The organism is Rhodanobacter caeni, assembly GCF_039523575.1.
Lineage (GTDB): Bacteria > Pseudomonadota > Gammaproteobacteria > Xanthomonadales > Rhodanobacteraceae > Rhodanobacter > Rhodanobacter caeni.
This window is the reverse complement of record NZ_BAAAFO010000001.1, coordinates 905,202-927,875: the sequence shown is the minus strand read 5'-3', so window position 1 is coordinate 927,875 and position 22,674 is coordinate 905,202. Positions and strand designations below refer to the sequence as shown.

The window sequence follows — 22,674 nt, the reverse complement described above, 5'->3', positions numbered from 1 at the left end:
TGGCGATGGTTAGCGTCCGGGTTCCCGCTCCCCAACGGATTCCACCATGGCCACCAGCAAGAACGCCTCGCGAAAAGCCAGCACCAGCAAGACCGCGCAGAAGGCGCGGAAGACCCAGCGCGGCGTGGAACGCAAGGAGCAGGACAAGCCCGCCAGCAGCGCGAAAGCCGCCAAGAAAAATGCGCCGCAAACCGGCGAACGCAAGCAGCCGAAGAACCCGTTGCCGAAACAGCACCAGGCCAAGCCCGGCAGCGAGCACGAACTGGACCCGCGGCCACAGTTCACCGCGCCGACCTACGCCGGCAGCGGCAAGCTCAACGGCATGACCGCCATCGTCACCGGCGGCGACTCGGGTATCGGCCGCGCCGTGGCCGTGCTGTTTGCCCGCGAAGGCGCCGACGTGGCCGTGGTCTACCTGTGCGAGGACGAGGATGCCGCCGAGACCCGCGACTACGTGGAGGCCGAAGGCCGGCGCTGCCTGCTGATCCGCGGCGACGTGCGCGATCCGAAGTTCTGCACGAGCGCGGTGGAGAAAACGGTGAAGGTGTTTGGCAAGCTGTCGATCCTGGTCAACAACGCCGCCTTCCAGCAGCACGCCGAGTCCATCGAGGACGTCACCGACGCGCACCTGGACCAGACCCTGCGCACCAACCTGTACGGCTACTTCTACATGGCGCGCGCGGCCTCGCCGCACCTTGGCAGCGGTGATTCGATCATCAACACCGGCTCGGAAACCGGCCTGTTCGGCAGCAGCAAGCTGCTGGACTATTCGATGACCAAGGGTGGCATCCACGCCTTCACCAAGGCGCTGGCATCGAACCTGGTGTCGCGCGGCATCCGCGTGAACGCGGTGGCGCCCGGCCCGGTGTGGACGCCGCTGAACCCCGCCGACAAGCCTGCCGACAAGGTGGAGGACTTCGGCAAGTCCAACCCGATGGGCCGCCCGGCCCAGCCGGAGGAGCTGGCCCCCGCCTACGTGTTCCTGGCCGCACCCTCGTGCGCCAGCTACATCTCCGGTGCGGTGATCCCCGTGATGGGCGGGCCTACCGGTTGATCCCCACCGTCGCTGTCATGCGACTCGCTGGATGGGCACGATGACCGAACTGCAGGAATACCGCCGCAAGCGCGACTTCACGAAAACCCGTGAACCCGCCCCCGACGCGGCCGTGGCGCCGGAGCGACGCTCGCTGTTCGTGGTGCAGCTGCATCACGCCAGCCGCCGCCATTTCGATTTTCGCCTGCAGGTGGGCGACGTGCTGAAGAGCTGGGCGGTGCCCAAAGGCCCCAGCTACGACCCGCAGGTGAAGCGGCTGGCGGTGGAGGTGGAAGACCACCCGGTGGCGTACGCCACGTTCGAGGGCGATATCGAACACGGCTACGGCAAGGGCCACGTCGACCAGTTCGACCTGGGCGTGTGGACCACCGAGGGCGACCCCGAGGCGCAGCTGCAGAAAGGCCACCTGCGCTTCGAGCTGTTCGGCAAGCGACTCAAGGGCGGCTGGCACCTGGTGCGCAGCAGCCGCAAGGAGCGGCAACCGGCGTGGTTCCTGATCAAGGACAAGGATGCCTTCGCCGGCGACGTGGAGGCGGACGATCTGCTCGACAGGAAGATGATCGCCAGCACCCGGGCCGCGGCGAAGACGCCCGCCACGCGGGCCGCGGCGAAAAAATCGACGGCGCGCAAGAAGGCCATTCCCAAGGGCACGAAGAAGATCCCGCGCGAGCGCCTGGCGAAAATCGCCGCCGGGCTGCAAGGCGCGCGCAAGGCCAAGGCCAGCAACGATTTCTTCAAGCCCGAACTGGCGCGCCTGCGCGACACGGCGCCGGCCGGCGACGACTGGCTGCACGAAGTGAAATGGGACGGCTACCGCATCCTCACGGCGATTGCTGATGGCGAAGTGAAGCTGTGGTCGCGCAATGCCCTGCCCTGGAACGACAAGCTGCCCGACATCGTGCAGGCGCTGGAGTTGCTGGGGCTGCAATCGGCCCGGCTCGATGGCGAGCTGGTGGCGCTGGACGCGCAGGGGCGCAGCGATTTCAACGCGCTGCAGAAAACCCTTTCCGGCGAGCTGCAATCGCCCTTGGTCTACATGCTGTTCGACCTGCCCTACTTCGAAGGCCACGACCTGTCACGCGTGGCCCTGCTCGAGCGCAAGGATCTGCTGCAGCAGCTGACGGCGCATGCGCCGCGCCACCTCGCCTTCAGCACGCATGCCATCGGCAACGGCGAGGAGGCGTTCCGGATGGCGAGCGAGCAGCAACTGGAAGGCATCGTCTGCAAACGCGTGCAATCCACGTATCACCCGGGCCGTGGTGACGACTGGATCAAGGTGAAGCGACTGGAAAGCGACGAATTCGCCGTGGTGGGCTACACGCCACCCAAGGGCAGCCGCAGCGGTTTCGGCTCGCTGCTGCTGGCCCGCCCCGACCCGGACACGCCATCGGGCTGGATCTATGCCGGCCGCGTGGGCAGCGGCTTTTCCGACGAGCAGCTGCGCGCGCTGAGCAAGACGATGGAGGGCAAGGGCGGCAAGAAGCCCAGCGTGGCACTTGCCGACGTTGACCCGCTGCTGCGCGACGCGCGCTGGATCGAGCCGGTGGCCGTGGCCGAGGTGTATTACCGCGGCATCGGCAACCAGAACCTGCTGCGCCAACCGAGCCTGAAAACCATGCGCACCGACAAAAGCCCCGCCGACCTGCTCGACTCCGACCGCGGCAAGCCGAAACCCAAGGGAAAAAACGCGAAGAAGACGACCAGAACTTCCCGCGATGACGCCGCGCAAGCGGCCGACATCACCATCAGCCACCCCGACCGCGTGGTGTTCGCCGAAGGCAGCATCACCAAGCAGGACGTGGCCGACTACTACAAGGCGGTGATGAAGTGGTTTCTGCCCGGCGTGGTCGACCGCCCCACGTCGGTCATCCGCTGCCCCGACGGCGCGGACAAGCCCTGCTTCTTCCAGAAGCACCTGATGCAGGGGCTCAAACACGTGGGCAGCGCCAAGCTCAAGGAGGAGTCGGGTGCGCAGGCTGTCTACATCTATCCGCTGGATGCCAGTTCGATCATCGAGCTGGTGCAGTTTGGCGTGCTGGAGTTCCACCCCTGGGGCTCGACCGTGGAGCATCCCGACAAGGCCAACCGCGTGGTGTTCGACCTCGATCCCGGCGACAACGTGGCATGGGAGCGCGTGGTGGCCGCCGCGCGGCTGGTGCGCAAGCTGCTCACCCAGCTCGGGCTGGAATCGTTCCTGCGCACCACCGGCGGCAAGGGCCTGCACGTGGTGGTGCCGCTGAACCCCGGTTGCCCCTGGCCGATGGTGAAGAACTTTGCGCAGGCGTTCGCCTCGACCCTGGCGCAGGCGCATCCGCTGGATTTCGTGGCCACCGCCACCAAGTCGCAGCGCAACGGCAAGATCTACGTGGACTACCTGCGCAACAGCCGCGGCGCCACCAGCGTGGCCTCGTATTCGCTGCGCGCCCGTGCCGGTGCACCGGTGGCCGTGCCGCTGCGCTGGAACGAGCTGGGCAAGCTGAAAAGCGGCCACGATTTCGACATCCACTCCACCCCAAAGCGGCTGGCGAGATTGCGCTCGGACCCGTGGAAAGGCATCGATGCCGTGCAGCAGAACCTGGACCAGGTGATGGATCGCCTTGACTGATCGCCGTATGGACGTCCATTCCAAACCCCGCCACTGAACGGAGCAGCTCATGCCCGATACGGATCGACCGAAACAGCCGCCCGGTACCTCGGGCTATCCCGAGCCCCAGCCCAAGCCGAAAAGCGGCCACGACAGGATGCCGGACGAAGATACCCCGCACGAATCGCAGAACGTCCCGGAGAGCAAACCGGACCAGCCCAGGTAGGTGGGCTGGCCAGCTCAACGATCACCCTGAGCGTAGGCCCGCAGGGCCGAAGTCGAAGGGCAAGCCGTCAAACACCTGCTACGCGGCCCCAGCCTTTTCCAATGCCGCAATCACCGCACCGGCAAACGCGGGAATATCCTGTGGCTTGCGGCTGGTGATCAGCGGACCATCGCGCACCACTTCGCTGTCTTCCCACTGCGCACCGGCGTTTTCCAGATCCTTGCGCAGCGATGGCCACGAGGTGAGCTTGCGTCCCTTCACCAGGCCGGCGTCGATCAGCGTCCATGGTCCATGGCAGATCGCGGCGAGCGGGTTGTCCGATGCACCGAAGCGGGCGATGAAGGCGATCGCATCGGGCTCCAGTCGCAGCTTGTCGGGGTTCATCACGCCGCCGGGCAGCACCAGCGCGTCGTAGTCTTCCGGGCGTGCATCCTTCAGCGCCACATCCACATCCACCGCGGCACCCCAGTTCTTCTTGTCCCAGCCCCTGATCTGCGTGGCGCCGCCCGGCGCGATCACGTCGACATGCGCGCCGGCCACTTCCAGCAGGCGCTTGGGCTCGGTCAGCTCGGATTGCTCGAAGCCATCGGTGGCGAGCACGGCCACACGGCGGTCGCTGAGTTTTTCGGATTCGGCCATGACATTTTCCCGGGGAGAGGAGGAAGGCGCAGTGTCGTCCCCGGGGGATGGATGCCGCGTCAATGCGGCTCCTTGACAGTGTCTCCACCCGCACCTTGCCATCGTGCGGTCGGCGCCAGGCACACCGCCGCGCCATCCCACTTTTCTACAAGGACGCACCCATGTCGATGTCACTCCTGCTTGTCATCGTGTTGATCATCCTGCTGATCGGCGCGCTTCCCGCCTGGCCGTACAGCCGCTCGTGGGGTTACCGCCCGGTGGGCGGGCTGGGCATCATCGTGATCATTGTCATCGTGTTGTTGCTGCTTGGCGTTTTCTGATTGCAGATGCGCCGGTGAAGGCTGCCACTCCCGCGCCCGCACATGCTGCACGCCTTCCGCTGGCCAAGCCCGTGGGGGAAATCCCCCCGGGCAAGCTGCCAACCCTGCGTCGCAAGGCGAAAACCTGCCGCGCCTGCCCGCTGTGGCGCCCTGCCACGCAGACGGTATTCGGCGAGGGGCCGGCCGCGGCCAAGGCGATGCTGATCGGCGAACAGCCCGGCTCGCAGGAGGATCAATCGGGCAAGCCGTTCGTGGGGCCAGCCGGGCACCTGCTTGATCGCGCACTGGACGAAGCGGGCCTGGACCGGCAGGCGCTGTATCTCACCAACACCGTCAAGCATTTCAAGTACGAGCGCCGCGGCAAGGCCAGGCTGCACAAGCGCGCCAACGCCTCCGAGCAGGCGGCATGCCGCATGTGGCTGGCCGCCGAATTGCTGCGGGTGCAGCCACGGGTGGTGGTCGGGCTGGGGGCGATGGCGGCGCAGACGCTGTTCGGCAATAGCTTCCGCATCACCCGCGAGCGCGGGCAATGGCGCGAACTGGGCGAAGAAGTGCGCGGCATGGCCACCTGGCACCCTTCCGCGGTGCTGCGCATGCCCGAAGCGACTCGGCGCGATCGGGCCTATGCGGAGCTGGTGGTCGACCTGCGGCAGCTGGCCACCGTGCTGGCCGGCCTGGAACCATGATGCGCCACGGCCGTTGCCACGCGGGGCGGGTGCAGCCATGAAACGCCGCTGGGTGGCGCTGATCGTGTTGATCGTGGCGCTGGCCACGATCCTGGCGATCGGCTTCTACCGCAGCGTGACCGGCCAGGACACCCACCCCGAGGACAGCACGGCGCCGACCGGCGCTTCCGGACCCGTGTAGCGAGCGATGGGGAAATCGCAAGAGCCAGGGAAGATCCGATGTTGCTCGTCATCCCAGCGCAAGCTGGGATCCAGTGCCGGTAGGCCATGGAACGTCCAGGCACTGGATTCCTGCTTGCGCAGGAATGACGGCAAAGGCGGATGCCGAGGCTCCCCACCGCCCTGCCATGCGCCATAGCCTCCCGATTCCCGAATCCCGAATCCCCCATTCCCTGCTCACTGGAAATCGCGCGAGCGTGCATCCAGTGCACCAAGCAGCGGGGTGAGATCTTTCAGCCGATGCGCGATCAGATGGGTGACGCCATCCATCCGTTCCCACTGACCCTCCACCGCGAGCAGGCGCGCCTGCAGCAGCGGCAGGCGTTGCGCCTCGGCCACATGGCGCCACACCACCACGTTGATCAGGCCGTGCTCGTCTTCCAGCGTCACGAAGATGATGCCGCTGGCGGTTTGCGGCTGCTGGCGCGAGGTGACCAGGCCGGCCACGCGCACGCGGCTGTTGTGCGGTTGCCGGCGCAGGGCCTTGCCGTCGATGCAGCGTGCGGCGTTCAACCGGCTGCGGATCTGCCGCAGCGGATGCACGCCCAGGCTGAGGCCGGTGCGCGCGTAGTCCGCCAGCGTGTCCTCGGCCTGCGTGGGCAGGGGCAGGATCACCGCCTGCTCGGCCGGACTCGCGTTGCCGAACAGCGGCAACTGCGGTTCCACCCCGGCCACCGCCCAGCGCGCGCGATGACGATGGCCGACCAGGCCGCGCAGGGCTGCCGCATCGGCCAGCAGTTCCTGCTGGCGGCGATCGATGCCGGCACGTGCGCACAGGTCGGCGATGTCGGCGAAAGGCTGCTGCCTGCGCGCGTCCATCAGCCGTAGCGCCGCTTTTTCGGAGCAACCGCGCACCATGCGCAGGCCCAGGCGGATCGCGCGTGCATCGACACCGCGGCGAGGATCGGGCTCCAGCGTGCAATCCCAGTCGCTGAAACGCACGTCCACCGGATGCACCGCGATGCCATGGCGCCGCACGTCCTGCACGATCTGGCTGGGCGCGTAGAAGCCCATCGGCTGCGAGTTGAGCAGGGCGCAGGCGAACGCCGCCGGGTAATGGCATTTCAGCCAGCACGAGGCGTAGACCAGGTTGGCGAAACTGGCCGCGTGCGATTCGGGAAACCCGTAGGAGCCAAAACCCTTGATCTGCTCGAAGATGCGTTCGGCGAACGCGGCCGTGTAGCCGTTCTTCAGCATGCCGCGGATCAGCTTGTCGCGATGCGGCTCCAGCCCGCCGTGGCGCTTCCACGCCCCCATCGAACGGCGCAGCTTGTCGGCCTCGCCTGCGCTGAAATCGGCCGCCACGATGGCCAGTTGCATCACCTGCTCCTGGAACAGCGGCACGCCGAGCGTGCGTTGCAGCACCGCCTTGAATTGCGGCGAGGGGTAGACGACTTCTTCCTCACCGTTACGTCGCCGCAAATACGGATGCACCATGTCGCCCTGGATCGGCCCGGGCCGCACGATCGCCACCTGGATCACCAGGTCGTAGAACTTTTCCGGTCGATGCCGCGGCAGCATCGCCATCTGCGCGCGGCTTTCGATCTGGAACACGCCGACGGTGTCGGCGCGCTGGATCATGGCGTAGGTGTCCTTGTCATCGGGTTCGATCGTGGCGATGGTTTTCGTGATGCCATGCTCGCGTTCCACCAGGCCGAAGCATTTGCGCAGGCAGGTGAGCATGCCCAGCGCCAGGCAGTCGACCTTCAGCATGCGCATGTAGTCGAGATCGTCCTTCTCCCACTGGATCACCGTGCGATCGACCATCGCCGCGTTTTCCACCGGCACCATCTCGCTCAGCGAGGTGTTGGAGATCACGAAGCCACCGACGTGCTGCGACAGGTGCCGCGGCATGCCGAGCAGTTCGTGGGTGAGCTTCAATACGCGGCGGATGATCGGGCTGTCCGGGTCGAAGCCCTGTTCGCGCAGGCGTTCCTCGGCGCTGCTGTCGCCCCAGCCGCGCGCAAAGATGTCGCTGAGCCGGTCGACCTGATCCAGCGGCAGGCCCAGCGCCTTGGCCACGTCGCGCACGGCGCTGCGGCCGCGATAGCAGATCACGGTGGCGGCCAGCGCGGCGCGTTCGCGGCCGTACTTCTTGTAGATGTACTGGATCACCTCCTCGCGCCGCTCGTGCTCGAAATCGACGTCGATGTCGGGCGGCTCGTCGCGGTCTTCGCTGATGAAGCGCGCCACCAACAGTTCGTTGACCTCCGGGTCCACCTCGGTCACGCCCAGCGCGAAACACACGGCGGAGTTGGCGGCCGAGCCACGACCCTGGCAGAGGATGCCTTCGCCGCGCGCGAAGCGGACGATGTCGTGCACGGTGAGGAAGAACGCCTCGTACTTTTTCGATGCGATCAACGCCAGCTCTTCATCGATCAGCTTGCGCACCTTGGCGCTGGCGCCGCTCGGCCAGCGCCACCGGATGCCCTCCTCTGCCAACTGGCGCAGCCAGCTGCCAGGCGTGTGGCCTGGCGGCACCAGCTCCGCCGGATAGTCGTAGTGCAGCTCGCTCATGTGGAACGTGCAGCGCTCGGCGATGCGCACGCTTTCCTGCAGCAAGGCGTCGGGATAGATCCCGGCCAGCACGTCGCAGCGGCGCAGGTGCCGCTCGCCATTGCGGAAGATCAGCGCGCCCGCCTCGGCGATCGGCACGCGGTGGCGGATCGCGGTGAGCGTGTGCTGCAGGGCCAGGCGCCTGCGCACATGCATGTGCACGTCGCCGCTGGCCACCAGCGGCAGGCCGAGCGTATCGCCCAGCGCTTGCAGTTCGCGCAGGCGCGCCGCGTCGTCGGGGCCGCGATGCAGCTCCACCGCCAGCCAGGCGCGGTCGCCAAAGGTCTCGCGCATCCAGCGGCCGTGGGCGATGTCCGGTGGCGCGTCGGGCACCCACAAGGCCAGCGTGCCCGGCATGCCGTTTTCCATGTCGGCGCGGGTGAGCCGGTAGCTGCCTTTTTCCGACGCGCGGCGGCCGCGGGTGATCAACCGGCACAGTTCCACATAGCCTTGCTTGTTCTCGCACAGCAGCACCAGCTTCGGGCCATCCTCCAGCTGGAATTCGACGCCCACGATCAGCTTCAGGCCCAGCTCGGTCGAAGCCTGGTAGGCGCGCACGATGCCGGCCAGCGAGCATTCGTCGGTGATCGCCAGCGCGTGGTAGCCGCAGGCCTTGGCGCGCTCGAACAACTCGCCCGCGTTCGAGGCGCCGCGGCCGAAGGAGAAGTCGGACAGGCAATGCAGCTCGGCGTAGTCCGTCATGCGAACCAGCCCTGCAGCATCCAGCCGTCCTGCTCGCCCGGCGCGCAGAACGCCCACGCGTGCTGGCCCAGCGAGGTCTCCACCACGTAGTAATCGCGACACACCTCGCCGCCATCCCACCAGCCGGTTTCCAGCCGCTCGGGGCCCGCCAGGATGCGCGGCGCCGCGCCGCGCAAGGGAATGGGGCGATCCAGCAACCAGGTGGGGCGTGGTCCAATCCCCTGTAGGAGCGGCTTCAGCCGCGACGCTTTTGCTTTTGCGAATCCCGAATCCCGAATCCCGAATCCCGGCCCAAAGGCCTCGCGGCTGAAGCCGCTCCTACAGGGGTTTCCTGCAACGGCCTGCGCCCGCTCCGGCCGTGGATCGGTAGTGCTGTCCAGCTGATGCACGGCGCGATCGCCCAGCCGCGCGCGCAGGCGTTCGCGCAACTGGTCAAGTGGCAGCGCATGGGTGGGCCGCTCGTCGAACAGGTCGCGGCCCGCCGGCACGAACGGCGGCAGTTCGCGCGCCACCAGCCGCATCGCCAGCACCGGCTCGGGCAGTTGCACCTGATCGAGCCGGCCGCGCGCCAGTTCGAACAGCATGCCGGGTTCGCGCTCGGGCGTGAGCAGGCCCACCGGCACCTCGGTGACCCTGCCGTCGCGATGTTCCAGCCGCAGCGTGAACCGCTGCACGCCGCCGTCGCGTCCGGCCAGATAGGCGGCCAGATCGCCGGTCATGCGGCGCAGGGGAAAGACCAGCGAGGCGATGTTTTCCACCTCGTGCATCAGCTCGATGCGCAGGTCGAAAACGTCGGGGGGGCGATAGCTGTCCAGCCCCGCAGGCAGGTCGCCGGTGAGCCGGTCGAGCATCTCCAGCAGCCCGGCGCCGAAACGCCGGCGCAGGCCATCGCGCGGCAGCGCCAGCAACTGGCCCAGCGTGCGGATGCCCATGCCGGGCAAGGTTTCCGTCGCCATCGCCGGCAGGCGGCTCTTGCCGATCGGCACACGCTGCAATGCCTGGCGCATGGCATCGGGCGTCAGCACCGCCTGGCCGTCGCTGACACCGGCCAGCACATGCGCGGCATGCGGCGTGGGCGCGGCGGTGATGCGATGGCGAAAACCCAGCGCGGCGAGATCGGCGCGCAGCATCGCTTCCAGCCGCGGCCAGGGGCCGAACAGGCTCATGCTGCGGCTCACCTCCAGCACGATCGCATGCGGCAACAGGCTCACCTCGGAGCTGTAGCGGTACGCCACGGCGGCCAGGAAACGGTGCCAGCGATCCACCGCCGCGCGGTCGTAGGGCACGGCATCGAAGCGGGTCAGCAAGGCCTGCGCGGCACTCAACCGCTGGCCCACGTGCAAGCCCGCCTCGCGCGCCTCGCGGTTGGCGGACACGATGCGGCGCGCGTTGACCGGTCCATCCACCAGCACCAGCGGCCCGCTCTGGGGGTTACGCCGAAGGACGCCGTCCAGCGCCAGGTGCGGCAGCACGATGCAGGCCCACAACATATCCGCCAGCCATCAATGCAGGGCGCGACCGAGCGGCACCGGCTGCGCCGGCACCGATCCGCCACGGCATTTGCGCACCCACACCTGGGCGCGGGGCGCGGCCTCCAGCTCCAGCCGCAGGGCTGCCGGCGAGGCGTGCGGCAGGTGCTTGCGATCGCGAAACGCAAACGCCAGCGCCTGGCCGTGATCGGCCGCCACCTGCAGCCGCCGCAGCGTGCGGTCGTCGGCCTGGCGCGGCCACGCCAGCACCGCCGCGCAACTGCCCGAGCGCAGGCATTGCTCCATCGCCCAGGCCACGTCGTTGTCGCCCGCGGCGACGATGTCGACCCGGCGCATGTCCACGCCCTGCTGCTGCCAGCCGGCCACGCACGGCAGGTACGGCGGCGCCACGATCACCACGGTCCGCCCGCCCTGGGTGAGCCGCGCCAGGCTGGGCAGCACCAGCCGCAACTCGCCCACGCCATCGGCAGGAAGCAGGATTTCCGACAGCGCGGCCGGCGGCCAACCACCGGCCGGCAGCACATCATCGAGCGCGGCCCAGCCAGTGGGCTGCTCGCCCGCCGGCAGCGGCGCCGCCCGCCCGCGCCAGACCTGCTGCGCATCCAGCAGCGTGGACAAGGCCACCACGGCGCCCATCAGCTGCCCCTCAGCAGGCCCGCGAACAGGCCTTCGATGGCGAAATCCTCGCTGGGGTCGGGATCGATCGGCTGGTAGCCGGGGCTGTTCGGCAGCAGCCGGATCACGTCACCCTGCCAGTACAGCCGCTTGATGGTGAAGCGGTCGCCACCCACCCTTGCGGCTACCACCTGGCCGTGGCGCGCCACCGGCGTGGCGTGCACGCCCACGATGTCCTGGTCGAGGATGCCCTCGTCGCGCATCGAATCACCGACCACGCGCACCAGGTAATCCGGCTTCAGCCGGAACAGCCAGCTGGACACGCGCAGCGTGCGCTCCACCCGTGCGTCGGAAAACAGCGGCTCGCCGGCGGCGATGCGGCCCACCAGCGGCAGCTCCATCGTGTCCGCGTCCAGCGGGTCGGCCGAGGTCACCAGGCGGATGCCGCGCGAGCGGTTCGGCTCGATCTGCAGCCGGCCTTTCGCCTCCAGCGAGCGCACGTGTTTCAGCACCGCGCTGACGTTGGACAGCCCCATGGCCTGGCCGATTTCCTCCAGCGTGGGCGCCTGGCCGGTGTGTTCCAGGCGGTCGCGGATGAAATCCAGGATGTTGGATTGGCGGGCGGTGAGCTGCAGGGTCATGGCTGGTATCTTTTCACCTTTTGTGGTGAAAATGAAGAAGAGAAAGATGAACGTCGCGGTGCGGCTTCAGTCTTGCTCCGCGCGATCTCAGCGGATGAGACCACCCCTTGCTGTCATGCCGCCCTGCCCGCCGAGATCCGCCCGTGAACGCCTTGCCCGACCGTTACCACGCCGCCGACGAACTGGTGCTGCGCAGCCCCGGCGATGGCCGCTCGCTGGCGCAGCGGCTCAACAAGCGTTACGCCGCACGCATCACCGGTGCCTTCGTGGTGCCCGCGCAGGAAGGCATCTACGCGCCGCTGCCGCCTGATTTGCCGCCCGCGCTGGCGCAGGCCTTGCGCAGCCGCGGCGTCGACCGGCTTTACAGCCATCAGGCCGAAGCGTGGGCCGCCACCCAAGCCGGCGCGCATGTGGCCGTGGCCACGCCCACTGCGTCGGGCAAGTCGTTGTGCTACACGCTGCCGGTGATCAGCGCGGCGATGCAGCAGCACGCCAAGGCGCTGTACCTGTTCCCCACCAAGGCGCTGGCGCAGGACCAGGTGGCCGAGTTGCTGGAACTGAACCAGGCCGGCGAGTTGGGCGTCAAGGCGTTTACCTTCGACGGCGACACGCCCGGCGATGCGCGCCAGGCGATCCGTCTGCACGGCGACATCGTGGTCAGCAACCCGGACATGCTGCACCAGGCGATCCTGCCGCATCACACCAAGTGGGCGCAGTTCTTCGAGAACCTGCGCTACGTGGTGATCGACGAGGTGCACACCTATCGCGGCGTGTTCGGCTCGCACGTGGCCAACGTGATCCGCCGGCTGAAACGGGTGTGTGCGTTCTACGGCGTGACGCCGCAGTTCATCCTCTGCTCGGCCACCATCGGCAACCCGCGCGAGCATGCCGAGGCGCTGATCGAGGATGCGGTCACCGCCATCGTTGAAAGTGGCGCGCCAACCGGCGAGAAGCACGTGATGCTGTGGAATCCGCCGGTGGTGAACCCGGATCTTGGCCTGCGCGCGTCGGCGCGTTCGCAGACCAACCGCATCGCGCGGCTGGCGATCAAGTCCGGGCTGAAGACGCTGGTGTTCGCGCAGAGCCGCAGCATGGTCGAGGTGCTCACCAAGTACCTCAAGGACGTATTCGACCACGACCCGCGCAAGCGCCCGCGCATCCGCGCCTACCGCGGCGGCTACCTGCCGAAGGAGCGCCGCGCGGCCGAACGCGACATGCGCGCGGGCAGCGTGGACGGCATCGTCAGCACCTCGGCGCTGGAGCTGGGCGTGGATATCGGTGCGCTGGACGCGGTGGTGCTGAACGGCTACCCCGGTTCCGTCGCCGCCACGTGGCAGCGTTTCGGCCGCGCCGGGCGCCGGCAGCAGTCCGCGCTGGGCGTGCTGGTGGCCAGCTCCGATCCGCTGGACCAGTACCTGGTGCGCCACCCGGAGTTCTTCCAGGGCGCCACACCCGAACACGCGCGCATCCAGCCGGATCAACCATTGATCCTGCTCGACCACATCCGCTGCGCCGCGTTCGAATTGCCGTTCGTGGGCGAGGAGATGTTCGGCAACGAGGTCGCCACGCCGTGGCTGGACGTGCTGGGCGAGGAAGGCGTGCTGCATCGCGAGGGCGACCGCTGGGAGTGGATCGCCGACAGCTACCCCGCCATCGCGGTGTCATTGCGTGCGGTGGCGGACGGCAATTTCGTGGTGGTCGACCGCACCAACGGCCGCCAGACCATCATCGCCGAGGTCGATTACAGCGCCGCGCCGGTGACCTTGTACGAAGGCGCCATCCACATGATCCAGTCGGTGCCCTACCAGGTGGAGCGGCTGGACTGGGAAGGCCGCAAGGCCTACGTCACGCGCACCGAAGTCGACTACTACACCGACGCCATCGACTACACCAAGCTGAAGGTGCTGGATTGTTTCGACAGCGCCGGCGCCGGCCGCGGGAAGGCAAACCACGGCGAAGTGCACGTGGTGCGCCGCGTGCCCGGCTACAAGAAAATCCGCTTCTACTCGCATGAAAACATCGGCTACGGCCCGGTCAACCTGCCCGACCAGGAGCTGCACACCACCGCCGTTTGGTGGCAGCTGTCGCAAGCCGTGCTGGCTTCGGCATTCGCGGATCGGCAGCAGGCGCTGGACGGTTTCCTGGGCGCCGCCTACGCGCTGCATATCGTGGCCACCGTGGCAGTGATGGCCGAGGCGCGCGACCTGCAGAAATCGGTGGGCAGCGGCGATGGCGCCTGGTTCGTCAGCGCCGACCTCAACGGCCGCGGCCAGCTGCGCGGCAGCGACGGCCAGCCCGCCGCGCTGGCGCCCGATGCGCCGTTCACGCCCACCGTCTACCTGTACGACGCCTTCCCCGGCGGCATCGGCCAGAGCGAACCGCTGTTCCAGCGCCGCGAGGATCTGGTCGCCCAGTCGATCACCCTGATCGAACGCTGCGACTGCCGCGCCGGTTGTCCCGGCTGCGTGGGGCCCATACTTGCTGCGGACGAACACAACGATAATTTGGACGTCCAGACGCCCAAATCGCTGGCGTTGCGCGTGCTGGCGCTGCTGGTGGCGCTGTGAGTGCCTTGGCCGAAAAACTGCGGCAGTTGCGCGCGGATGCGGGACAAGCGTCTTCTCCCACAACCGTTCACCCTGAGCCCTTCGACAAGGCTCGGGACAGGCTTGGCGCAGCGAAGTCGAAAGCGCCGTCACCGATCACGCAAAAATCCCTCTCACCCGATGTTCGCCGCCTGTTGCAACGCCACGCCCAGCTCAAACGCGGCCCAACGTACCTGGCATCCAGTGACCGCGACGTCCCCGGCATCGAGCTTGCCCCCGGCCTGCGCTACACCGAAGCCCACGTCGACTGGCTCGCTCCGCCCGAAACCGTCGACGCCACTTTTGCCCGGATGGAGCCGGTACACCATCGCCGCCTGCTGCACTTCGACACCGAAACCACCGGCCTGGCCGGCGGCACCGGCACCCGCGCCTTCATGATCGGCGCGGCCGACTGGCACGAGGGTCGCTTTCGCATCCGCCAGCTCACCATCACAGCCATGGCCGCCGAAACCGCCATGCTGCGCACGTTCGCCAGTTGGCTGGCCGACGACACCGTGCTCGTCAGCTACAACGGCAAATGCTACGACTCGCCCCTGCTCAAGACGCGCTACCGCCTGGCCCGCTTGCCCGACCCGCTGACCGGCCTGGGCCACCTCGACCTGCTGCATCCCGTGCGCCGCCACTGGAAAGGCCAATGGGAAAACTGCCGCCTGGCCACAGCCGAGCGGCAACTGCTCGGCGTGGTTCGCGAAGACGACCTGCCGGGCGCGGAGGCGCCGGCGGCGTGGCTCGCCTACCTGCGCGGCGGATCGGCCGCGAACCTGCGGCGGGTGGCCCATCACAACGCGCAGGACCTGAAAAGCCTGGCTGGCGTGTTGCTGCACATGGCGCGATTGCCACGCCAGTGAATGCACGCAAGCCACGCCAACACGGTGCACAGTGGGAAACTCCAGGCGTTGCTGACCGAAAACGGCGAGCCGCGGAAACGCGCCGCATGAAACACTCGCAACCATCTCCAACCGACTCGCCGGAGCCACCCCGATGACAGCCACCAATCACGCCGCCACCTTCCGCCAGTTGCACCAGCACGGCCTGCTGCTGCTCGCCAATGCCTGGGACGCCGGCAGCGCCCGGTTGATCGAAAGCCTCGGCGCCAGGGCCATTGCCACCACCAGCGCGGGTGTCGCCTGGGCCAACGGCCACGCCGATGGCAGCCAGTTGCCCGTTCAGCACGTGGCCGACACCGTTGCCCGCATCGTCCGCGTGATTCGCGTGCCGCTCAGCGTCGACTTCGAGGACGGTTACGCCAGCGATCCCGCGACCGTCGCCGACAATGTCGCCCGCGTGATCGACGCTGGCGCCGTCGGCATCAATATCGAAGACGGTGCCGACAGCCCCGACCTGCTCGCCAGCAAGATCGAGCGAATCAAGCGCATGGCCGCCCAGCGCGGCGTCGATCTGTTCGTCAACGCCCGCACGGACGTCTATCTGCGCGGCCTCGCCAGCGACGACCAGCGCGTCGGGGAAACCCTGGCCCGTGCAGCACGATATCGCGCGGCCGGTGCCGACAACCTGTTCGTGCCCGGCGTGGTCGATGTGGACGACATCCGCCGCCTCGTCGCGGAGGCGGGCTTGCCATTGAATGTGATGAGTCGACCCGGCCTGCCAGGCGTGGCGGAGCTGGCTGCCCTGGGCGTGCGGCGACTGAGTGCCGGCGCGTCGATTTCGATTGCCACCATGGAATGCGTGGCCGGGCTCGCGAACCGTTTCCTGCATGACGGCGAAGGCCACCCGGCACGCCCGGCACTGGATTACGCTTCGATCAACCACTTGTTCGACGGCATCGACACCGGGCAAAAGTAAAACCGCGGCAGAACCGCAAGTGTCCGGCGTCTTCCGGCGCCGGGCACTTCATGACGATGACGCATTCAGCGCGGCCGGTTGCCGCCCCGCAGGGTGTTGGCCGGCCACGCCACCGGCATCACCGGTTTTCGGCAGCCTGTCCGCACTGGCCTTGCGTGCAATCGAAATCGACCTTGATGCCGCGATTCACGACAACGCCAACGTTCAGGTGCTTGACCACGGGCTTGCCGTTTTCCTCCAGCGTCACCGTGTAGATACCGACCGGCAAGGCGCTGATCGAGTAGCGGCCCTTGGCGTCCACCTCGACGTGGCGCTGCAGGCCGGTGGTGGTGCTTCTCGCCCTTACGGTGTCACCCGCCGGCGCCTTTCCGAAGATGTGGCCGGCGGTGGCCTGGGCCTGGACCGCGACGGAGCCCACCATGCCGCAGGCACCAAGGACGGCGGCAACCGCCAGGCCGCGGAAGGAGAAGCGATGGAAATGGCGGGGAGAGGGAGAGCTGAAATGGTTCATGGGATTTTCCTTTTTTTCCATGCGTCGGGACGAGCCGCCATGGGGATGGCAGCCAGCTCGTATGAAGTTGAAGCGTCCATCTGCCGCCGGTGGAATCACCCTCACCGGAACCAGATCGACGCGCGCAGCGTATGCCGCGCCCACGCCGTCCACGAAGGGTCAGAGGTCACGAATCGGCCATGACGTTTGGGGGAGAACCGGCGCATCGCTTGACGCTGTCGACGCCCTCGCCGGAACATCGCGCCACGTCCCGTCGTGACAAGAATGAAGGAAGCCACGCCCATGCGAAGCCACGGAACGCTGGTGAAATGGAATGACGATCGCGGCTTCGGCTTCATCGAACCGGCGACAGGCACGGAGGAGATTTTCGTGCATGTTTCCGCCTTCCCGCGCGACGGCGTTCGGCCACGCATCGGCGAGCTCGTGTCGTTCGAAATCGATCTTCGCCAGGACGGAAAGAAGCGCGCCGTTCGCATCATGCGCCCTGGCAGCCGCCGTGCCGGACCTCCCGCAGCCACCCATGGCGCGCCACCCGCGACGCGCCGCGCAGGCACCGCGGTGATGATCCTGGGTTTGCTGGCGTTGGGCGTTGCCGGTTGGTATGGCCGGGCATGGCTTGCGCCGGGACGTGCCGCGCACACGGAACCCGCGGCGCACGCCATCCGGGCCAGGCCGAGCATCCCCGATCAAACGTTCAGCTGCGACGGCCGTACCCGTTGTTCGCAGATGACGTCATGCGCGGAGGCCACCTATTTCCTCAGGCAATGTCCCGGCACCCAGATGGACGGTGACGGCGATGGCGAGCCTTGCGAACACCAGTGGTGCGGGACCGATTGAGCCTTCAATGGCGCCGCGTTGCCTGGCCGCCTGACCGTTTCAGGCACCGGAGACGCGGACCATGCGCGCACGCTTGATCCGTTGCAGCCAGTCGTATCCGTTCAATTCCGTCGGAACGGCATTCGCACGCCGGGTTGCCGGCGCGGAGGCATGGGAAGCGCCATCAAACTCGGAGCGCTTGCGCTGCAGCAAGGTGGACAGGTGACGTTTCATCGGAGCGTTTCCATGATGTGCGCCCGATCGCAGCGGCGCATGACAGGTTTGGGTGCATCCGATATCGGTGCGCGACCCAGGCCGGAAAAGTCCGGCTTCGCGATCGGTGCGTTTCCTGCCGTGAACAGGCCGATCGTCCTTCATCGGTGGCATTCACTTTCCGTGGAAAGCCGGCCGTGCAAGATGGCGCGGTCGCTTGTCGTGGCGACACCTTCCCGTCGCATCACGCCACTGCAGGAGACCCGTCATGTCCACAGCGTCCGGTTCCAGCGTAGTGGTGTATGTGGCGCTGGGCGGCAATCTGCTGATCGCGGCCAGCAAGTTCGTGGCGGCGGCGTTCTCCGGCAGCTCGGCGATGCTCAGCGAGGGCGTGCATTCGCTGGTGGATACGGTCAACGAGGTGCTGTTGCTGTACGGCCTGCATCGGGCCAAGGCGCCGCCGGATGATGCACACCCGTTCGGCCACGGCCGCGAGCTGTATTTCTGGAGTTTCATCGTGGCGCTGCTGGTGCTGGCGCTGGGCGCGGGGGTGTCGTTCTACGAGGGCGTGGCGCACATGCGCCAGCCGGAGGCGATGGCCAACCCCGCGATCAACTACATCGTGCTGGCGGTGTCGGTGGTTTTCGAGGGCACCTCCTGGGTGATCGCGCTGCGCGAGTTTCGCCGCCACAAGGGCAAGCTCGGTTATTTCGAGGCGTTCCGGCAGAGCAAGGACCCCAGCACGTTCACCGTCCTGCTGGAAGACAGCGCCGCCCTGCTCGGCCTGCTGATCGCCTTCCTGGGCGTGCTCGGTTCGCACGCGTTCAGCGAGCCGCGGCTCGATGGCGTGGCGTCGATCGGCATCGCCCTGGTGCTCACCGTGTCGGCGATCCTGCTGGCGCGCGAAAGCAAGGGTTTGCTGCTTGGCGAGCCGGCCCATCCGGTGGTGCGCGAGGCGATCCTTGCCATCGCGGCGAATGATCCGGGCGTGCGTTGCGCCAACGGCGTGCTGACGATGCAGATGGGCCCGAATCAGGTGGTGGCGGCGCTGAGTGCCGAGTTCGAGGACGCGCTGACCACGCCGCAGATCGAAACCTGCATTCACCGCATCGAGAAAGGCGCCAAGGCCGCGCACGCGGAGTTGCTGACTTTGTTCGTCAAGCCGCAGACGGCGGAAGTGTGGAAGACGCGCCGGGCCGCCATCGAACGGAACAACCGGGAAACCCCGGATTGATCGCCGCCGCGGCGCGGGCACCGATGCTCAATTGGAGGGCGGATACCGGTGGATCAGCTTCTGCTGGCGCAGGAAATGCCGGGCAAGTGCCAGCGCGCCGACGGGACGATGGCCGCGCGCCCGGTTGGCCGCACCCATCTCGAACAGCATCCGCTGTTTGGCAAAGACCATGCGATAAGCCTCACGCAACGAGTATTTCGGGTCCCAGGCGTAGACCGCCTCGGAGCCCGCACCGTTGACTTCCATGATGCGAAACCGACCCTGGCGCAGATCCGCCACGCTGGCATAGCGCACGTCGAACCGGCCGACGTGGAAGTGCGGCATGTCCCGTGCGATGGCATCGACCGCCGCGGTCAGTTCGCCGCCGGCCAGTTCGCTGCCATCCTCGTAGCGCCCGCCGGCGCGGATGGACCCAATCAGCGACAGCCGCACCGATTGGCCGGCCGGCGGTATCTGCGCGAGGTCGCAGCGAAAACGGTGCCGGCGTGATCGATGGGCGCGACGCAGCCGCGGATCGGCGGCGATCAGCTGCGACACGGTGCTGGCACCGTCACCGATCACCTGCGGGTAGTGGCGCAGCACGATGCCGCAGATCCTGCCGGTGGCTTGCCCGGGCATGCGGGCGTAGAAAATCCCCGCTTCGCCCGGTTCGTCCAGGTGACGCTGCAGCATCAGCGGCTCGCCCCTCGGATAGCCCGCCAGATAGACGGCCAATTGCGGCGTGTTGTCGATCCGCTGCACGCCAAAACCGCACCAGCCGCGCTCGGGCTTGACCACGACCGGGAACGTGAGCCCGGTGGCATGCATCCGCATCAGCGCCTGCGCCAGCGCATCGTCGCCATTGGCCTGCAGCATCGCGAAAGGCGCCGTCATCGAAAGCGCGTGCTGTCCCATGCCGGCGAAATATTCCGCCTTGCCATCGCCCACCAATCCGCCCGTGGTGATCGCCGGGTTGGCTGCCGATGGCAAGGTCACGCTGCGGTAGCGCAGGCCCAACCAGCACCACTGCAACACCATCGGCACCAGGTTCAGCCATTTGGGCAGGCACTCCAGGGCGCCTCGCCCTGCCCTCGCGCCAGCCAGCGATCGCGCCACCGAAGCGTTTGCGTGCATGCCGGTGGACACCTCAGGCACCGGCCGATACCTCGTACTGGATGGGCTTGTAGCTGAAGTTGTTCGACTGGCCCGCCGAGCAGGCCGTGAGACCGATCAGCAGATCCATTTGCGCCTCGAATGTGATGTAGTCGCCTGCCGCGCTCAGCGGCGGCTCTACCCGGATCGCGCCGGTTCGTGCGTCGATCGGCACGTTCATGAAAACGTTGAACGCCGTCGGGATCGCATCGGGCTGCACGCCATGCGGGGCAAGCGCCGCGGCCAGGTTGCCGAAGCAGCCCCGGTGCGGATGGGCGTCGCCGTAGATGATGCGGAACATCTCGGCCGAACAGGGCGACAGCAGGAAATCATGCCGCCCGACGGTGTCCTCGCGAATCAGCAGCATGATGCCGCTGCGGTTGGAATAGATCGGATCGCCGGTGCTGAGGTAGATCCTGCTGGCGTAGTCGATGCTGCGTCCCGACGAGATGGCCTCCCCGATGTCGTGGCGGTTGAACGCCACCAGGTCGGCCACCTGCTCGCCCATCGGGTCGATCACCTTCAAGAGCTCACCGCGCTTCAGTTCGAACGCCACCCCGCTGCGCGGCGCGATGGTGTGGATCATCCGGGGTTTCCTTCGTTTTCGGCATGGAACGGGCAAACCCAGCCGGCGTCCAGCTGGCGGCCGCTGTACTGGCGTGCTTCGGGGCTTTCGCCATGCACGGCCAGCATCGGGTTGGCCGATCCGGAAAACGCCACGTCGCGTTCGATGATCGCCCGTCGCAGCCTGGGGTAGCGGCCGTCCTCGCGCAGGCGTTCGAACTGGCTGTGCAGGTTGAACACCATCGCCGGGCAGGAGAAGCGGCGCGCCGGGCGGCTGGCATCCGGGTGCAGACCGATCACGTAGAACGCGCGCCCGCCCACGCTCATGCTGAAACGTGCCGAAGCCGGATCGCTGCTGACGTTGGGGTCCCAGCGATACGAGGCCCGATCCAGCGCATGGATCGATTGCAGGCGTTGCCACAGCGCCGTTTCGAAAGCCTGCTCGGACAGCCGCGCCGAACGCGGAAACAGCACCACCAGGCTCACGAACATGCTGTGGCTGGTGACATCGGCGGCAAACGCCTGCACGCCGGCGGTGATCAGCCGGTCCGCGCTGTCGCTTTCGATGTCGCGGGCGTGCAGGTAATGCAGGCGCCCGCGACTCTGCGCCGACTTGGCGCCCAGGCAGGGGAAGTCCCTTTCCGCCACGAACTGCTCGAACGCGCGCTCCAGCGCCGATGGCTTGAGCGCAGCCGCCCCGCCAGCTGGCGGTGCGCGCAGGTAGTCGTGCGAGTACTCGAAGTTCTCGTCGCCGAGGCGGGCAAATGCGCCAGATTCGTCATTTTTCATCCCATCGAATCTACGGACGCCGTTGCCTAGCTCGCGTGAAGAGCCGCCACGTGGCGCGTGGGCGCATGGATCACGCCGCCCACGAGCGGCGTGCTGGACGGGCCCGTTGCCACGGACGATCGTTCGCAACCGGAAACGCATTGATCATGGATGGCTGGCTTTTGTCCGGCCTCGCCCGCGCCCATCCAGTCACCGTCATAGGCACCCGGATGTCGCGCCATGCGCAAATCACGGTCTTCGATGTTGTTGCACACGTTGTGCTTGCTCGCCCTCGCCCTGGCGGCGATGGCGTCGCCGAGCGCCGGCGCGGCCACCTTGTACGGCACCGGTTACGCGCGGGTCGGCGTGCCGGATATGGCGCAGGCGGTGACGTTCTTCCAGGACGTGCTGGATTGCCGGCCGATCGATGCGAACGTCACCAGGAAGTCGGCCAGCTCCGTGCTCTTGTCCTGCGATACCGGCTCTATCGTCGAGCTGTTCGACAACCGCGGCGTTCCCGCCGCGTCGGCCAAGCCGGATCAGCCGCTGCGGTTCGTCGCCGACGACCTGCGGCACGGCGGCGACTGGCTGCGCCGCGAAGGCGTCACGGTGAACGGTTCACCCCACCGCTTGACCTCCGGCCCGCTGGCCGGCCGGATGGTGCTCGACTTCCTGGCGCCGTGGGGCATGCCGCTGCAGTTGCTCGACAGCCACGCCGACAGCGCCGCCGACGGCGTCCTGGCCACCGTCGCCGATTGATGGCTCAGCGACGCGCGCGGAAGAACTCGCGCAGCATGCGGGCCGATTCCTCGGCCAGCAGGCCGCCGGCCACCTCGATGCGATGGTTGTGGCGCTCGTCGACCAGCGTGTCGAACATGCCGCCGGCGGCGCCGGTCTTGGGGTCGACGGCGGCGTAGACGACGCGGCCGAGGCGGGCGTGGATCATCGCCATCGCGCACATCACGCACGGCTCCAGCGTGACGTAAAGCGTGGCGCCGGTCAGCCGGTGATTGGCCATTTTCTCGCCTGCCGCGCGCATCGCCATCACCTCGGCGTGGGCAGTCGGATCGTGCAAGGTGATGTTGCGGTTCCAGCCCAGGCCAATCACCTCCTCCCCCTGCACCAGCACCGCACCCACCGGGACTTCGCCCTCGGCATCGCGGGCATGCGCCGCCAGTTGCAGGGCGTGACGCATGTGCCGAATATCGGCCGCCGAAAAGGCGTTGGTGGCTCCGGTATTTTCTTCAGTCATTTCAATGCATTGTGGTTCATACATGAGAAAGCCGGCAAGTTGCC

At 67.5% G+C, this 22,674-nt stretch carries 22 protein-coding genes; 11 read left to right on the top strand and 11 right to left on the bottom strand.

Translation table 11 applies throughout. The features are described 5' to 3' along the window. Positions 1 to 46 precede the first annotated feature (46 nt). Both ABD017_RS04290 and ligD read left to right on the top strand, forming a co-directional pair. Complete coding sequence (locus tag ABD017_RS04290) at positions 47 to 1,054, top strand: SDR family oxidoreductase (protein WP_343880472.1); 1,008 nt, start codon at positions 47 to 49, stop codon at positions 1,052 to 1,054. A gap of 40 nt (positions 1,055 to 1,094) precedes the next feature. Beyond that, a complete protein-coding gene (ligD, locus tag ABD017_RS04285; protein ID WP_343880470.1) occupies positions 1,095 to 3,659 on the top strand; it encodes a DNA ligase D in 2,565 nt (854 codons plus the stop codon). Between the two features lie 283 nt (positions 3,660 to 3,942). Here ligD and ABD017_RS04280 read toward each other — a convergent pair whose 3' ends face one another. Further along, a complete protein-coding gene (locus ABD017_RS04280; RefSeq protein WP_343880467.1) occupies positions 3,943 to 4,503 on the bottom strand; it encodes a type 1 glutamine amidotransferase domain-containing protein in 561 nt (186 codons plus the stop codon). Between the two features lie 161 nt (positions 4,504 to 4,664). Between ABD017_RS04280 and ABD017_RS04275 the strand changes: the two genes are divergently transcribed. Genes ABD017_RS04275 through ABD017_RS04265 form a run of 3 tightly spaced genes read left to right on the top strand, consistent with a single transcriptional unit; the run spans position 4,665 to position 5,690 of the window. After that, entirely contained in the window at positions 4,665 to 4,823 is a 159-nt protein-coding gene (locus tag ABD017_RS04275) for a DUF3309 family protein (RefSeq protein WP_425543656.1), read from the top strand. A gap of 14 nt (positions 4,824 to 4,837) precedes the next feature. Continuing rightward, complete coding sequence (locus ABD017_RS04270; protein ID WP_343880465.1) at positions 4,838 to 5,509, top strand: UdgX family uracil-DNA binding protein; 672 nt, start codon at positions 4,838 to 4,840, stop codon at positions 5,507 to 5,509. Between the two features lie 37 nt (positions 5,510 to 5,546). Beyond that, positions 5,547 to 5,690: a hypothetical protein gene (locus tag ABD017_RS04265; protein ID WP_343880463.1), complete on the top strand. Its 144-nt coding sequence runs from the start codon at positions 5,547 to 5,549 to the stop codon at positions 5,688 to 5,690. A gap of 215 nt (positions 5,691 to 5,905) precedes the next feature. On the opposite strand, the gene ABD017_RS04260 is transcribed toward ABD017_RS04265, so the two are convergent. From ABD017_RS04260 to lexA, 4 genes are read right to left on the bottom strand one after another with little or no spacing between them, the layout of a single operon-like run. Next, on the bottom strand, positions 5,906 to 8,986 hold the full coding sequence (locus ABD017_RS04260; RefSeq protein WP_343880461.1) for an error-prone DNA polymerase: 3,081 nt from the start codon (positions 8,984 to 8,986) through the stop codon (positions 5,906 to 5,908). Further along, entirely contained in the window at positions 8,983 to 10,476 is a 1,494-nt protein-coding gene (locus tag ABD017_RS04255; RefSeq protein WP_343880459.1) for a Y-family DNA polymerase, read from the bottom strand. The genes ABD017_RS04260 and ABD017_RS04255 overlap by 4 nt, the downstream gene beginning before the upstream one ends. Positions 10,477 to 10,488: 12 nt before the next feature. Beyond that, the gene (gene imuA / locus ABD017_RS04250) at positions 10,489 to 11,112 is read right to left on the bottom strand and encodes a translesion DNA synthesis-associated protein ImuA (protein WP_056603713.1); all 624 of its coding nucleotides are present in this window, start codon (positions 11,110 to 11,112) and stop codon (positions 10,489 to 10,491) included. Then, positions 11,112 to 11,732: a transcriptional repressor LexA gene (lexA, locus tag ABD017_RS04245; RefSeq protein ID WP_343880457.1), complete on the bottom strand. Its 621-nt coding sequence runs from the start codon at positions 11,730 to 11,732 to the stop codon at positions 11,112 to 11,114. Before lexA ends, imuA begins: the two co-directional genes overlap by 1 nt. 143 nt (positions 11,733 to 11,875) lie before the next feature. Here lexA and ABD017_RS04240 point away from each other — a divergent pair, with 143 nt between their 5' ends. The 3 genes from ABD017_RS04240 (at position 11,876) to ABD017_RS04230 (ending at position 16,141) form a co-directional block, all read left to right on the top strand. Further along, the gene (locus ABD017_RS04240) at positions 11,876 to 14,299 is read left to right on the top strand and encodes a DEAD/DEAH box helicase (protein ID WP_343880455.1); all 2,424 of its coding nucleotides are present in this window, start codon (positions 11,876 to 11,878) and stop codon (positions 14,297 to 14,299) included. A gap of 173 nt (positions 14,300 to 14,472) precedes the next feature. After that, entirely contained in the window at positions 14,473 to 15,186 is a 714-nt protein-coding gene (locus ABD017_RS04235; protein ID WP_425543655.1) for a ribonuclease H-like domain-containing protein, read from the top strand. A gap of 133 nt (positions 15,187 to 15,319) precedes the next feature. After that, positions 15,320 to 16,141, top strand: coding sequence for an isocitrate lyase/PEP mutase family protein (locus ABD017_RS04230; protein WP_343880451.1), 822 nt, complete (start codon positions 15,320 to 15,322; stop codon positions 16,139 to 16,141). A 118-nt stretch (positions 16,142 to 16,259) separates the two neighbouring features. Here the strand turns inward: ABD017_RS04230 and ABD017_RS04225 are convergent, their stop codons facing one another. Continuing rightward, positions 16,260 to 16,652, bottom strand: a complete 393-nt coding sequence (locus tag ABD017_RS04225) for a carboxypeptidase-like regulatory domain-containing protein (protein WP_343880449.1) — start codon at positions 16,650 to 16,652, stop codon at positions 16,260 to 16,262. A 264-nt stretch (positions 16,653 to 16,916) separates the two neighbouring features. Between ABD017_RS04225 and ABD017_RS04220 the strand changes: the two genes are divergently transcribed. Then, entirely contained in the window at positions 16,917 to 17,489 is a 573-nt protein-coding gene (locus tag ABD017_RS04220) for a cold shock domain-containing protein (RefSeq protein WP_343880447.1), read from the top strand. Between the two features lie 39 nt (positions 17,490 to 17,528). Here ABD017_RS04220 and ABD017_RS04215 read toward each other — a convergent pair whose 3' ends face one another. Beyond that, positions 17,529 to 17,702 carry a hypothetical protein gene (locus tag ABD017_RS04215; protein WP_343880445.1) on the bottom strand — a complete coding sequence of 58 codons (174 nt, stop codon included), beginning with the start codon at positions 17,700 to 17,702 and terminating at the stop codon, positions 17,529 to 17,531. A gap of 247 nt (positions 17,703 to 17,949) precedes the next feature. Between ABD017_RS04215 and ABD017_RS04210 the strand changes: the two genes are divergently transcribed. Then, positions 17,950 to 18,915, top strand: coding sequence for a cation diffusion facilitator family transporter (locus tag ABD017_RS04210; protein ID WP_343880443.1), 966 nt, complete (start codon positions 17,950 to 17,952; stop codon positions 18,913 to 18,915). A gap of 27 nt (positions 18,916 to 18,942) precedes the next feature. Here ABD017_RS04210 and ABD017_RS04205 read toward each other — a convergent pair whose 3' ends face one another. Genes ABD017_RS04205 through gntA form a run of 3 tightly spaced genes read right to left on the bottom strand, consistent with a single transcriptional unit; the run spans position 18,943 to position 21,399 of the window. Next, positions 18,943 to 20,028 carry a hypothetical protein gene (locus ABD017_RS04205; protein ID WP_343880441.1) on the bottom strand — a complete coding sequence of 362 codons (1,086 nt, stop codon included), beginning with the start codon at positions 20,026 to 20,028 and terminating at the stop codon, positions 18,943 to 18,945. Positions 20,029 to 20,041: 13 nt separating this feature from the next. Continuing rightward, on the bottom strand, positions 20,042 to 20,632 hold the full coding sequence (locus tag ABD017_RS04200; RefSeq protein WP_343880439.1) for a DUF1989 domain-containing protein: 591 nt from the start codon (positions 20,630 to 20,632) through the stop codon (positions 20,042 to 20,044). Beyond that, positions 20,629 to 21,399, bottom strand: a complete 771-nt coding sequence (gene gntA, locus ABD017_RS04195; protein WP_343880437.1) for a guanitoxin biosynthesis heme-dependent pre-guanitoxin N-hydroxylase GntA — start codon at positions 21,397 to 21,399, stop codon at positions 20,629 to 20,631. The genes ABD017_RS04200 and gntA overlap by 4 nt, the downstream gene beginning before the upstream one ends. Before the next feature lie 261 nt (positions 21,400 to 21,660). On the opposite strand from gntA, the gene ABD017_RS04190 reads away from it, so the two are divergent. Next, on the top strand, positions 21,661 to 22,137 hold the full coding sequence (locus tag ABD017_RS04190) for a VOC family protein (protein ID WP_343880435.1): 477 nt from the start codon (positions 21,661 to 21,663) through the stop codon (positions 22,135 to 22,137). A gap of 4 nt (positions 22,138 to 22,141) precedes the next feature. Here the strand turns inward: ABD017_RS04190 and tadA are convergent, their stop codons facing one another. Continuing rightward, a complete protein-coding gene (gene tadA, locus ABD017_RS04185) occupies positions 22,142 to 22,630 on the bottom strand; it encodes a tRNA adenosine(34) deaminase TadA (RefSeq protein WP_343880433.1) in 489 nt (162 codons plus the stop codon). Between the last annotated feature and the right edge of the window lie 44 nt (positions 22,631 to 22,674).